This window comes from Desulfuromonas sp. (assembly GCA_002869615.1).
Classification (GTDB): Bacteria; Desulfobacterota; Desulfuromonadia; order Desulfuromonadales; family UBA2294; genus BM707.
The window spans coordinates 1-12,240 of the sequence record PKUH01000034.1; the positions used below are offsets into that span (position 1 = coordinate 1).

A 12,240-nucleotide genomic window follows, 5' to 3' on the forward strand; every position below is an offset into this window, starting at 1 on the left:
CGACCCTGCGTCGAAAGGAGCATGATATGAACAAGGGTGAACATGACAAAATCTGCAAGGCCGGCAACCGGGGCAAGATGCGCAACGTCGAACACCAGATCACTCATCAGCGCGGCACCGTTTTACTCTGTAGCGAAGACGGGTTCGATCTCTCTGCCGACGGCGAAAAAAGCCACTGGGCGACCCAAAACACCGAACTCAAAAAGAGCAATCAGGTTGACGGATAATCAAGACGACCCCATCCGGAATCGGTGGGGCCGTCTTGATGCGCTTATCGACTCTTCAATAACCGACGCGGTTACCCCCCTGACACGAAACGGCCAGAACGGAGCAGTCGGTCGCCTAAAATTGATGTTTAAATATTGTAGCCTGATTCCTGGTGCACTGTCTGATCAAGCCCTGTCACCTCATCTTCCTGGCTCACCCGCAGCCCCATAATTGGCTTGAGGATGAAAAGCAGGATCGCAGTGACCACAGCCGCATAGAGACCGGAGGCGAGAACACCGACCAGCTGAATCAGCACCTGCCCCGGATTCCCGGCAATCAGGCCGGCCGCACCAACAGTTGCGAAAACACCGGTCAGAATAGCCCCGAAGGCGCCGCCAATCCCGTGCACGCCGAAAGCATCCAAGGAATCATCGTAACCGAATTTGTGCTTCATCAAGACGCCGCCATAGCAGACAACTCCGGCGAGCAGACCCATGATCAGAGCCGATCCGGGAGTGACAAAGCCGGCAGCCGGCGTAATAACGACAAGACCGGCGACGATACCGGAGGCGGCGCCAAGAGCACTCGGCTTACCAACCTTGATCCATTCGGCCAGCATCCAGGCAAGAGCACCCGCCGCTGCCGCTGTTTGCGTCGTGGTAAATGCCAGTGCGGCACTGCCGTTGGAAGCGAGGGCGCTGCCGGCATTAAAACCGAACCAGCCAAACCAGAGCAGTCCGGCACCGAGCAGGGTCATCGGCAGGTTGTGCGGGAACATCCGCTCCATCGGATAGCCCTTGCGCTTGCCGATAATCAGAGCGGCAACCAGGGCGCTGACACCGGAAGAGAGGTGAACGACGGTACCACCGGCGAAGTCGAGATCGCCATGACCGGCCAGCCAGCCGCCGTCGCCCCAGACCCAGTGGGCAAGCGGATCATAAACAATGGTGCTCCAGAGCAGAATAAAGACACAGTAGGTCGAGAATTTCATCCGCTCGGCAACGGCGCCGGAGATCAGCGCCGCAGTAATAATGGCGAACATTCCCTGGAACATAACGAAGACATAGGTCGGGATCGTTCCCGAAACCGACTCCGGCGTAATGCCGCTCAACATCACGTTGGCAAAACTGCCGAAGAACTTGCCTTCGCCGCCGAATGCCAAACTGTACCCGACGACCACCCACTGTACACCGATGATCGCCATGGCAGCGAAGGTGTGCATGCTGGTTGAAAGAACATTTTTACTCCGGACCATACCACCATAGAAAAGAGCCAGGCCGGGCAACATCAGCAACACCAGGGCCGATGAAACGATCACCCAGGCGGTATCACCGGTATCGATAGCATCCGCGGCAAAAACGACGCCGGGGACCAGCAGGAAAGTTGTTGCGAGAAAAAGGTTTCGTTTGAGATTGGTGAGCATCATTGCACCTCCAGATTTTTGCCCGTCATTGGGCGAAACAGAAGGAATTACAGAGCAGACAACATGCCAATCTTTATTTTTCAATAATTTCAAACAGTTAAAAATAACCGACTGCCTAACAGGCCAATAAATGCACAAAAAAAAGGCAAAAATGCCCGAAGAATGAACAATAAAAACAGTGCCTGCAAGATTTTTGCAGGCATCGCTTTCGATTTCCGCCAAGACGGAATGTATTATCTGAGAACCGCCCCGGAATAGATCTTCGCATCAGAAAGAAATCTCTGAAACTCACTGTTACCGAGAAGAAGTTCGCGGCCGACGGCGATCAGGTCGTCGACCTGATCCCGGCCCAGGGAAAAACCTGTCGGAATCTGATTGAAGAAGAAGCGTCGTTTCTTCTTGGGAATGCTGTTGAAACCGATCTCGACAAAATATGGTTCAACTTTGCGATCCGGCGTAGACAACTCGGCCGCCCACCGTTTCACACTCTCCCTGGAGCGCTCGAGGGTTGCCGTATTGCCGCGATGCAGCTGAACATCAGTTACGGCATTGACGATGTTTTCGAGCGACGGGATCTCGTTTGTTGCTTCAATACGATACTCCGGCGTGGTCGACGCATTCACCGTGACCACCATCAGCCGCGGCGAGATTTTAGCGCCGTGCCGGCCGAGAAAATCCTTCACCCCTCCGGCGACCTCTATCATGTCATGAAAGGCCAGCAACCCGAGGTTATCGGTAATACCGCCGTCGACCAAATGGATATAGCGTCTCCTCTCCTTGTCGGAATAACTGCGCAGACCGTCAACAAGCAAAGACAACTGTGCCGAGCCCGGTTCCGGTAATCCGCCCAGCAAACCTCCGGCCGAAGGCTCGCAGCCGGAATGGTTTTTCAGAACGACCGGGTTAAACAATACCGGCACGGCCGAAGACGCCGTAACCGCCCGGGCCAGAGGAAAAGAGGAAAGATCGGAACAGAGCAGGTCAAAATACTCCTGAAGAAAAGAGAAACGGACGCCGCTGCCGAGATCGGTCGCGTTAATAATGACGAGCGGACCGTTGCGGCGCTCAAGGTCAGCAAAGGTAGCACCCTGAAACAGTATGCTTTCGTAGAACCTGGTTGCCATTTCAGTCCGCCCGGTCGACGAAAACCAGAGCGTCGGCTTCAGCAATCCGTACAACAATTCGCCGGCGACGTTACGATGCAGAAAGTCGTCTGCGAAATCTTCGAACAGACCATCTCCATACAAACCATAATATGCCGCCGTAAAACTTCCCCCGGAAACCGAGCTGATCACGTCAATCTCGTCAAGCAGTCGTCGCGAACGCCCATTCAGCTCGACCGACGTATCCCGCAAAGCGGCAAGGACACCATAAGCCAATGCCGCCGCCCGGGTCCCGCCGCCGGAGAAGGCGAGGACGAGGGTCATATCACTCGACCGGGTCGAGGCCAGACTATGATTTATCGAATATTCAACAGACGGAGCATTATCAACAAGCGGCTTATTGGCGATACTGCCGTATGAAGCGCACCCGGCGAGAAAAAGGAGAAGCAGCCAGGCAAGGACGATTCGGGCCATTGCAACCGACTGCCGCAATAATTGATAAACTTCAGGGATTGCTGCTCTGCGTTGCATCCGCAACAGCCTTTACAGGAAAAATGAAAGAGGCCGGACATCTCCGGCCTCTTGAGGTTTAGATAATTTCGACCCAATCGTGCTTGTCCGGCAACCGGCCGTACTGAATACCGGTCAACTCATCATAGAGTTTCCGGGTCAGTTCACCGGTCTGGCCACCGTTCAGTTTCACACATCGCCCCTTGTAGCAGAATTCACCGACCGGAGAGATGACAACGGCGGTACCGGCCCCGAATGCCTCGGTCAGCCGGCCGCTCTCAACCCCGTCGAGAACCTCGTCAACCGTCAGAGCCCGCTCCTCGATCTCATACCCCATCTCCCGTACCAGGGTCAGAACCGAACGCCGGGTGATGCCGTCGAGAACAGTCCCCTTCAATGGCGAGGTCACGATCTTGCCGTCGTAGAGGAAAATCATGTTCATACTGCCGACCTCCTCGACATACTTCTTTTCGCGAGCATCGAGCCAGAGAACCTGATCATAACCATTTTCGGCCGCTTCCCTCGAAGCGTAAAGGCTGGCGGCGTAGTTGCCGCCGGTCTTGGCCTCTCCGGTCCCACCTTCCGCGGCCCGGACATAGAAGTCGGAGATCCAGATCCTGACCGGGGCAATACCGCCTTTGTAGTAAGCGCCGACCGGCGAAAGGATAATGTAACAGAGATACTGATCAGCCGGACGAACCCCGAGCATCGGCTCGTTGGCGATCATCGTCGGCCGGACATAGAGCGAGGTGCCATCTGATTCCGGCACCCAGTCCTGCTCAAGACGGATAAGCTCTTTAAGCGCATCGAGGAAAAAAGTTGCATCGACTTGCGGCATGCACATCCGCACCGCCGAGCGATTAAAGCGGTCGATATTGTCTGAGGGCCGGAACAGAGAGACCTTGCCATCGGCATGGCGATAAACCTTGAGGCCTTCGAAGATTTCCTGCGAGTAGTGCAGTACCATCGCCGCCGGATCGAGGCTGAACGGGCCGTAAGGCTGAATCCTTGCTGAATGCCAGCCCTTGCCGGTATCGTACTCCATGACGAACATGCGGTCGGTAAAATATTTACCGAACGTCAGTTGCGTCTCATCTTCAATTTTCGCTTTTTCTTTCTCAAGCGGCAGAACTTCAATCTTCATTACATTGGCCTCCGGGGAGTAAAAACGTAAGTTTTTCTATTATCACATTGCATGAGTGCAGGCAATAGCATCTACACATTTTCAGGCTGCAAACCACGCTTTTCAAGGCAATTACATCAATCGTCTGTTTTCATCGAACCATATTCGCTATAATACCGAACATTATGCGACCGATTATCATTATACTTCTGTTTTTGCTATGCACCTCTACCGCTCGTGCTGAACCGTGGCAGTTTATTAAAACGAAAGAGAGCCCCGGTGCTTTTCTTTCCGGTTTTCTCAGCGGCTACGCTGCCCATGAACTGGCCCACATAATTGTCGCCAGAGCAAAAGGATTTGATGCCGAATTCGATGGTGTGACCCTTGTTTATCCGGAGGCCCGGATGAGTGATCCCGAGCATCTGCAAGTCGCATCAAGCGGCTTCCAGATGCAGTGGCTGGTTGCGGAAACCGCGCTCCGCTACCGGCACAAGAGTGAGCTTTCTGAATTCGGCGACAGCTACAATGCCGGATTGATTGCCTCCCACCTTGCCATTACAGCCGCCTACCTGACCGTACTGAGAGATCATGAAGATGGTGACCTGAAAGGAGCCTCCGAGGCGACCGGTATCTCGACCCGGAGACTGGCAGCGCTGGTTGCGATACCGGCTCTTCTCGACGCCTGGCGTCTACTCGGCGATGATGTGCCGGCCTGGGCGCCCGCCCTCTCGCTAGGCAGCAAAGCAGCCGGCATCACCTGGATATGGACTTACTGATCAGAGTGCCAGATTCTTCTGCACGAACTCCTCGACTGAATCGATCTGCCCCTGCAGCTCGTATATTTTATTCTCGAGCTTGACAATCTCCTCGTCGAACAAAGAGACCCGTTGTTTGACCAGATCAATCCGCATCCGGATCTCCTCACTTCTTTGTCGTGCCTCTTCATCGGTGATCAGATCTTCGGTATCAAGCATCTCTTCCTGTCGCTGCAGCCAGATATTGAGCGTGCTCTCAATCTGCGCCTTGGCATTGCGCGTGGACTGCACATCCTGTTCGAGCGCCTCGATGCGCCGGGAGCGGAAATTCAGGTAGGCGATGGCCAGATTCAACTTCTCGTAGAGCATGTCCTGCTCCCGGTCTTTTGTCTGTGCTTCGAGTACCCGGGTCAGCCGATCGATTGAGGACGACAGGGCCGTCATTTCGCGACCAGAGGTTTCGACGTCGGATTCGCCGACATTTTGGGCGGACACCAGCCCCGGGCTGAAACAGGCCGCTGTTGCGAGCGCAACGATGACCAGGCTTCTTTTTAAAAATCTACCCTCACTACTCATTTCAACCATCCTTTCCTCTGAAACATCTCTTCAAGCAGGTCAATAGCCCGATCAATCTTTTCCATCGAATTGGCATAGGAGAAGCGCAGGAAGCCTTCAGCGCCCTCTCCAAAGTCAATCCCGGCGGTCACCGCGACACCGGTCTCCTCGAGGATCTCGCGGGAGAGCGCCAATGAATCGGTACTGATATGTCGGGCATCGGCCAGCACATAGAACGCACCGGCCGGCATCGTCTCAACCTTGAGGCCGATCGACTCGAGGCGCGGAACGATGTGACGGCGCCGCGCATCATAGGCGGCGCGCATTTCGGCAAGCGAATCATCGCATTCCTCGAGAGCCGCAATCCCGGCGAGCTGGACAAAATTATTGGCACTGATCAGAAAATTCTGGTGCTGGCTTTGCAGTGCCCGCACCGCCTGTTTCGGTGCGATCAGATATCCGAGCCGCCAGCCGGTCATAGCGTAAGCCTTTGAGAACCCTCCGAGCACGAAAGCATCGGGGGTAAATTCGAGGATACTCCGCTCCTCGCCTTCGTAGGTCAATCCGTGATAGATCTCATCGGAGATCACCGGAATCGGCAGGTCGGCCAACGCTTCAAGCTCTCCCGGCGCCAGAACCGAGCCGGTCGGATTCGATGGCGAGTTGATCAGCAAGGCCCGGCTCCGCTCGGATATGACGTTCACGACATCATCGGCCCGCGGCTGGAAGCCGTCCTCGACCCGGGTTTTGAGGAAACGGGGCACACCATCGACAAAACGTATAAAGTTCGGATAGCAGGCATAGCTCGGATCGGGCAGGATGATTTCATCCCCCTTGTCGAGAATGGTCGCAAAAAGCAACAACATCAACGGGCTTGTCCCGGAGGAGACAATAACCTGCTCAGGCTCGATATCAACCCGGTAGCGCCGCTGATAGTATGCGGCAATCGCCTGACGCAGCTCAATCCGGCCGAGCGAGTGGGTATATGTCGTCTGCCCGTCGCGCAGCGCCCTGACCGCCGCGGCGACCACCGGAACCGGCGTCGGGAAATCGGGTTCGCCGAGACAGAGGTAAATCACCTCGCGCCCCTCGGCTTCAAGCTCTTTGGCCCGCTACATCACTTCCATTGCCAGAAACGGGGTGACGTTCCGGGCGCGCTCAGCAATATGAATTGTTTTTTCTTTCGGCGACATCAATCCTCCAAATAAAACGACAAACGCCAACAGCCTATCGCGCCAGCAGAAATATGCAACAGAATTATCGTATTGCAACAATGGACAGAAGATACAAATTGACGATCAGAAGAAAGGCGAGCTGATGCGGTGTCAAGACAGGGTCGATTTACCAGGCAGGATCCGGGCTGCAACCGGCCACAAAAGTAGAAACAAAAAAGGTTTATCGCGTTTTATCGGGAATAAATGGTGCGCACCAAAATACCGCCAGACTTTTCCAATCGCACCATGAAAGCATGATTCCAGTTCGCCGGTATCGCCCGGCAAGCTCCTTCCTTTTCTTGCCTGTCCAAGAAAAGGAAGCAAAAGTACAACCCCAGCTCACCCGCCTGATGATCAGGTTCCCTCACTGCGCAGATTCCAATCCGGCAGTCACTATCGTTACCTGAACACCGGATTAAAATCCGCTCGCTCGGCGGTCCTACATGGGGCCCCGGTAGGGCAGTGGAAACAGTCAATAAAACTTTCTTGAGGGACACTTCCCTGTAATTCGGGTAGTGTCCCCGTGTAACTTTCGACTCCGATCGCCTGTCCTGAGTTATCTTGTACTGAGCTCGCCGAAGTAGCCGAAGGGGGAATCCATTGAGGATTTTGACTTACCCCCGTTGCTCTTGAGGTCGCCCCTTTTTCCCGCACCAAAATACGTAGTCCAACCGCAACCGCCACGGAGACGTGCAGTGTTTGCCTCGAGGCAAACTCCCGAATTGAACTGTTCAACAGAAATAATTCAGACAGAACAAAAAAGCCCCCTGCAAGGGAGCCGTTTTCTGCGCGGCCGCGACCGCGCGGTTCTCCTGTCTCCTGCGTTCTGTATTCAGGCCAGTATCCCCATCCGACCAATCAAAACTGCCGGTATCGAACGACCGGCTCCTGATTTTTCTTGTCTGTCCTGAGCCAGCTGAAGGAGGAGTCTAACGTTGTATTCACTCTAATCTGCGAAGAACCGGGGCTTTGATTTCCAGGCTTCCTAACTAGGAAGAAATCTCGCCGCCTCAGGTAAAACCGGAACCGGCGGTACAGGCATAGCAGTGATCACCGGTCGCGATCAGCTCTCCCGGACCGGGCGGTTCGGCCAGCTCCGATACATGCTTCTGTTGCCCGCCGAGCGGTATGCCGGCGGCGAGGTTGAAATCGCAATCGTACACCGTGCCGTCCCAGGCGACCGAAATCAGCGATTTACACATCAGCCCGTCGAGTGTGCAGGAGTTAAAAGCATTGGCCAATTTGAGCAGGTAACCGTCGAGATTGCCGCTCTTTTCGAGCCAGCTGCGGAAACGGCCGAGCGGCATATTGGCGAAGGTAAAAAGATTATTAAAGACAATGCCCCACTTGCGTTCAGCATCGCGCTTGAATTTCTGCTCGGTCGCCACCTGGTCGGCCGGCAGAAAGGCGCCGGCCGGGTTCGCCACCAGGTTGAGTTCGAGGCCGCTGCCCGGCTGCCCGAAGCCAAGTTCATTCAAACGCTTGAGCATCTCGACGCTCCTGTCCATCACTCCTTTGCCGCGCTGGGCATCGGTCTGGGATGGCGATGTTGACGGGAAGGACGCGACCAGAATTATCTTCAATTCGATTAACAGATCGAGCAGGGTTTGCCGGTCGTTATCACCAAGAGCGGTCAAATTCGAACGCAGCATCATTTTATCAGCAAATGGCCGCAAACCACGCAGAAGGTAGTCAATGTCCGGCACCAGTTCCGGGGCGCCGCCGGTGATATCGATAAGATTGAAACGACCCCGTCCGGCGAAGGCGATGACCTCATCCATGGTCTGACGCTCCATCACTTCGAGGCGATGCGGACCAGCCTCGAGATGGCAATGCTTGCAGGCGAGGTCACAGAGCAACCCGGTATTGATCTGCAAAATATGCGCATGATCACGGGCCAGACCGATCCCTTCGTCGTCAAGCACCTGAGAAAATGGTTTAAAATTTGAACGTCCGTCTGCCATAAAACAGGTTCTTTCAATCGAGTATTTTCAAATTATCTCACATTGACAACTTCTCGGCAATATTGCGCATCTGCACTCCGTGAACCAGCGTTGCGCCGCCACGGATTGCGTTGGCGACATGAACGGCTTCGGTCATTTCGCCGAGGTTCGAGCCTTTTTCGAGACAGGATTGGGTGTAGGCGTCGATGCAATAGGGACACTGTACGGCGTGAGCGACGCCGAGGGCAATCAGTGCTTTCTCCCGGGCGGTCAATTCACCCTCGGCAAATACCGCACCGTAGTAGTCGAAAAACTTTTGGGCCAGCTCCGGGGCTTCTTCTCCGATTTCAGCGAATTTCCCCAGGTCTTCCGGCTTGTAGTATGTCTCCATCTTTTACCTCCCGTTCAGGTGAAAATGATCAAGTAGTTTAAAGGTCTGCAATTTCGTATCAATCTGTCTTATCGTCACTGACAGTGAAGCACTTTATTACTGCTGGTTATTGTCCAGCATTGTCATAATGAAAACATAAAGAAAGCATAAAGAACATGTAAAATTTTCAAAAATCAGGACTCAATAAATGCGCCAGGTGCGAATCAATGCTATAAATTTAATAACTTAACCTGACAATCAGGAGACTTCATGAAAATATCCATCTCGAAATTTATGGTGATCGGCATCATTGCCGGACTCATCTGGGCCTTTTTTGCTTTCGACCTCGGCCAGTATCTGACCCTCGATTACATCAAGACGCAGCAAGCCGCCTTCAATGATTACTACGAGCAGAATCGCCTCCTGACAATCGCTGTCTACATCCTGATTTATATCGTCGTCACTGCCCTTTCGCTTCCGGGCGCAGCGGTATTGACCCTTGCCGGCGGTGCCCTTCTCGGCCTCTGGGTCGCGCTGGTTGCGGTTTCCTTCGCCAGCACCATCGGTGCGACCCTCGCTTTTCTCGTCTCCCGTTTCCTGCTACGCGACTGGGTCCAGGGAAAATTCGGCGACAAGCTCAAGGCGATCAATAACGGAGTCGAAAAAGATGGCGCATTCTACCTCTTTTCCCTGCGCCTGGTCCCGATCTTCCCGTTCTTCGTGATCAACCTGGTGATGGGACTGACACCCCTTAAAACGGGGCTCTTCTACATTGTCAGCCAGGTCGGCATGCTTCCCGGCACCTTCGTCTATGTCAACGCCGGCACCCAGCTCGGTCAGATCGAATCGGCTTCGGGCATCCTTTCGCCGGCAATCATTTTTTCCTTCGTGCTGCTCGGCATTTTTCCGCTGATCGCCAGAAAAGTTCTCGACATGGTCAAGGCCCGAAAGGTTTATAAGGACTTTAACAAACCAACCGCTTTCGACTACAACCTGGTCGCTATCGGCGCCGGTTCGGCCGGTCTGGTCAGCGCCTATATTGGTGCCGCGGTCAAGGCCAAAGTCGCCTTGATCGAAAAGCACAAGATGGGCGGCGACTGCCTCAACACCGGTTGCGTTCCGAGCAAGGCGCTGCTGCGCTCGGCCAAGATGCTCTCCTATGCGCAAAGGGCACAGGAGTTCGGCTTTCGCAAAAATGAAGTCGACTTCGATTTCGCCGAGGTCATGGAGCGCGTACAGAACGTGATCAGCAAGGTCGAGCCGCATGATTCGATCGAGCGCTACACCGATCTCGGCGTCGAGGTGTTCACCGGTGAGGCGACCATCGTTTCCCCCTGGGAGGTCGAGGTCAACGGCAAAGTTATCAGCACCCGCAGCATTATCGTCGCCACCGGCGCCCGCCCCTTCATTCCGCCGATTCCGGGGCTCGACCAGGTCGAGTACAAAACGTCCGACAACATCTGGGAGTTGCGGCAAAAACCGGAAAGACTGGTCGTCCTCGGCGGCGGTCCGATCGGCTCCGAACTGACCCAGGCCTTCGCCCGCCTCGGCAGCCGGGTCACCCAGATCGAGATGGCACCACGCATCATGGGGCGCGAGGATAGCGATGCCGCCGACTACATCAAACAAAAGTTTGTCGACGAAGGGGTCAATGTCCTGACTGAGCATCAGGCCAAAGAGGTTGTTGTTGAAGGCGATAAAAAGATGTTGATCTGCGAACACAATGCCGAGAAGGTTGAAATCGCGTTCGACGAGATCCTGGTCGCCGTCGGCCGCAAGGCCAACGTTTCAGGCTTCGGCCTCGAGGAACTGGGAGTCAGGATTGCCGAGCGCGGCACCATTGAGACCGATCCTTATTTACGCACCAACTTCCCCAACATCCTCTGCGCCGGCGACGTCGCCGGCCCCTACCAGTTCACCCATACCGCCGGGCACCAGGCCTGGTACGCCGCAGTCAACGCCCTCTTCGGCAGTTTCAAGAAGTTCAAGGTCGATTACTCGGTCATTCCCTGGGCGACCTACACCGACCCCGAGGTGGCGCGGGTTGGTCTTAACGAAACCGAGGCGAAGGAGCAGGATATCCCTTACGAGGTGACCAAATACGGAATCGATGATCTCGACCGGGCGATCGCCGACTCGGAGGATCACGGCTGGGTCAAGGTCCTGACCAAACCGGGAACCGACAGGATTCTCGGGGTCACTATCGTCGGCACCCACGCCTCCGATATTATTGCCGAGTATATCCTGGCGATGAAAAACAGTATCGGCCTCAACAAGATCCTCGGTACCATTCACATCTATCCGACCCTCGCCGAGTCGAACAAGATGGCGGCCGGCCAGTGGAAAAAAGATCACGCTCCGGAAAAGCTGCTGCAGTGGGTCGAGAAGTTGCACCGCTGGCGGCGATAATAAAGTGTCTGGACCTCTAACGGTTGAATCCACGCCAATATCTGTTAACTTATAATTTATTGGCAATATCTGTCGGAATGAAATACATCAACCAAGGAGACTATCATGAAAGGAAATGCCAAACTTATCGATGCACTCAATGACCGGTTGTCCGAGGAACTCGGCGCCATCAATCAATATTTCGTCCACGCCGAGATGTGCGAGGACTGGGGTTATAGCACTCTGCACCAGCAGATCAAGGAGCGCTCAATTCAGGAAATGCGTCATGCCGAGTCCCTGATCGAGCGGATTCTTTTTCTCGAGGGCCAGCCGCTTGTAACCAAGCTCGGCCCGATTTCGATCGGTAAAAAAGTCGAGGAGATGCACGGCAAGGACTGCGACGCCGAAGCTGACGCGATCAAGGGCTATAACGAGACGATCAAGCTGGCCGTAGAGGTCGGCGACAACGGCACCAAGCAGTTGCTCGAAACTATCCTCAAGGACGAGGAGATGCACATCGACTGGCTCGAGGAACAACAGGACCAGATCGAGCAGATGGGCATCCAGATCTACCTGTCGCAGCAGCGTAACGGCTCAGGTGGTGGCGCCGCCGAGTAACACAGCGCCTAATCCAATTAGCAAAGGGGAC

10 protein-coding genes and 1 pseudogene are annotated in these 12,240 nt (G+C 54.7%); 4 read left to right on the forward strand and 7 right to left on the reverse strand.

Annotated elements, in window-relative coordinates:
- On the forward strand, positions 1-227 hold a 227-nt coding region (locus C0623_04140), incomplete at its 5' end, for a hypothetical protein (GenBank protein ID PLY02123.1).
- A 128-nt stretch (positions 228-355) separates the two neighbouring features.
- On the opposite strand, the gene C0623_04145 is transcribed toward C0623_04140, so the two are convergent.
- The 3 genes from C0623_04145 to C0623_04155 all read right to left on the reverse strand — a co-directional run bounded on the left by C0623_04145 (position 356) and on the right by C0623_04155 (position 4,387).
- Positions 356-1,630, reverse strand: coding sequence for an ammonia channel protein (locus C0623_04145; protein ID PLY02148.1), 1,275 nt, complete (start codon positions 1,628-1,630; stop codon positions 356-358).
- Positions 1,631-1,863: 233 nt separating this feature from the next.
- Positions 1,864-3,264 (reverse strand): hypothetical protein, encoded by a 1,401-nt coding sequence (locus C0623_04150; protein ID PLY02124.1) that lies wholly within the window; start codon positions 3,262-3,264, stop codon positions 1,864-1,866.
- A gap of 58 nt (positions 3,265-3,322) precedes the next feature.
- On the reverse strand, positions 3,323-4,387 hold the full coding sequence (locus tag C0623_04155) for a branched chain amino acid aminotransferase (protein PLY02125.1): 1,065 nt from the start codon (positions 4,385-4,387) through the stop codon (positions 3,323-3,325).
- Positions 4,388-4,551: 164 nt separating this feature from the next.
- Here C0623_04155 and C0623_04160 point away from each other — a divergent pair, with 164 nt between their 5' ends.
- Entirely contained in the window at positions 4,552-5,142 is a 591-nt protein-coding gene (locus C0623_04160) for a hypothetical protein (GenBank protein ID PLY02126.1), read from the forward strand.
- On the opposite strand, the gene C0623_04165 is transcribed toward C0623_04160, so the two are convergent.
- The 4 genes and pseudogenes from C0623_04165 to C0623_04180 form a co-directional block, all read right to left on the reverse strand.
- Positions 5,143-5,697, reverse strand: a complete 555-nt coding sequence (locus C0623_04165) for a hypothetical protein (GenBank protein PLY02127.1) — start codon at positions 5,695-5,697, stop codon at positions 5,143-5,145.
- Positions 5,694-6,869 (reverse strand): annotated as a pseudogene (locus C0623_04170) (aspartate aminotransferase). The gene C0623_04165 and the pseudogene C0623_04170 overlap by 4 nt, the downstream one beginning before the upstream one ends.
- A gap of 1,031 nt (positions 6,870-7,900) precedes the next feature.
- On the reverse strand, positions 7,901-8,854 hold the full coding sequence (locus C0623_04175; GenBank protein PLY02128.1) for a DUF3641 domain-containing protein: 954 nt from the start codon (positions 8,852-8,854) through the stop codon (positions 7,901-7,903).
- A gap of 37 nt (positions 8,855-8,891) precedes the next feature.
- On the reverse strand, positions 8,892-9,224 hold the full coding sequence (locus tag C0623_04180; protein ID PLY02129.1) for a 4-carboxymuconolactone decarboxylase: 333 nt from the start codon (positions 9,222-9,224) through the stop codon (positions 8,892-8,894).
- A gap of 249 nt (positions 9,225-9,473) precedes the next feature.
- On the opposite strand from C0623_04180, the gene C0623_04185 reads away from it, so the two are divergent.
- Both C0623_04185 and bfr read left to right on the forward strand, forming a co-directional pair.
- Positions 9,474-11,612, forward strand: a complete 2,139-nt coding sequence (locus tag C0623_04185) for a pyridine nucleotide-disulfide oxidoreductase (GenBank protein PLY02130.1) — start codon at positions 9,474-9,476, stop codon at positions 11,610-11,612.
- A 105-nt stretch (positions 11,613-11,717) separates the two neighbouring features.
- The gene (gene bfr / locus C0623_04190; GenBank protein PLY02131.1) at positions 11,718-12,209 is read left to right on the forward strand and encodes a bacterioferritin; all 492 of its coding nucleotides are present in this window, start codon (positions 11,718-11,720) and stop codon (positions 12,207-12,209) included.
- The last annotated feature ends 31 nt before the right edge of the window (positions 12,210-12,240 follow it).

Excerpts from the sequence above, each read along its gene's own strand:
- C0623_04145 (PLY02148.1), bottom strand. The coding sequence starts at position 1,630 with ATGCTCACCAATCTCAAACGAAACCTTTTTCTCGCAACAACTTTCCTG.
- C0623_04150 (PLY02124.1), bottom strand. The coding sequence starts at position 3,264 with ATGCAACGCAGAGCAGCAATCCCTGAAGTTTATCAATTATTGCGGCAG.
- C0623_04155 (PLY02125.1), bottom strand. The coding sequence starts at position 4,387 with ATGAAGATTGAAGTTCTGCCGCTTGAGAAAGAAAAAGCGAAAATTGAA.
- C0623_04160 (PLY02126.1), top strand. The coding sequence starts at position 4,552 with ATGCGACCGATTATCATTATACTTCTGTTTTTGCTATGCACCTCTACC.
- C0623_04165 (PLY02127.1), bottom strand. The coding sequence starts at position 5,697 with ATGAGTAGTGAGGGTAGATTTTTAAAAAGAAGCCTGGTCATCGTTGCG.
- C0623_04175 (PLY02128.1), bottom strand. The coding sequence starts at position 8,854 with ATGGCAGACGGACGTTCAAATTTTAAACCATTTTCTCAGGTGCTTGAC.
- C0623_04180 (PLY02129.1), bottom strand. The coding sequence starts at position 9,224 with ATGGAGACATACTACAAGCCGGAAGACCTGGGGAAATTCGCTGAAATC.
- C0623_04185 (PLY02130.1), top strand. The coding sequence starts at position 9,474 with ATGAAAATATCCATCTCGAAATTTATGGTGATCGGCATCATTGCCGGA.
- bfr (PLY02131.1), top strand. The coding sequence starts at position 11,718 with ATGAAAGGAAATGCCAAACTTATCGATGCACTCAATGACCGGTTGTCC.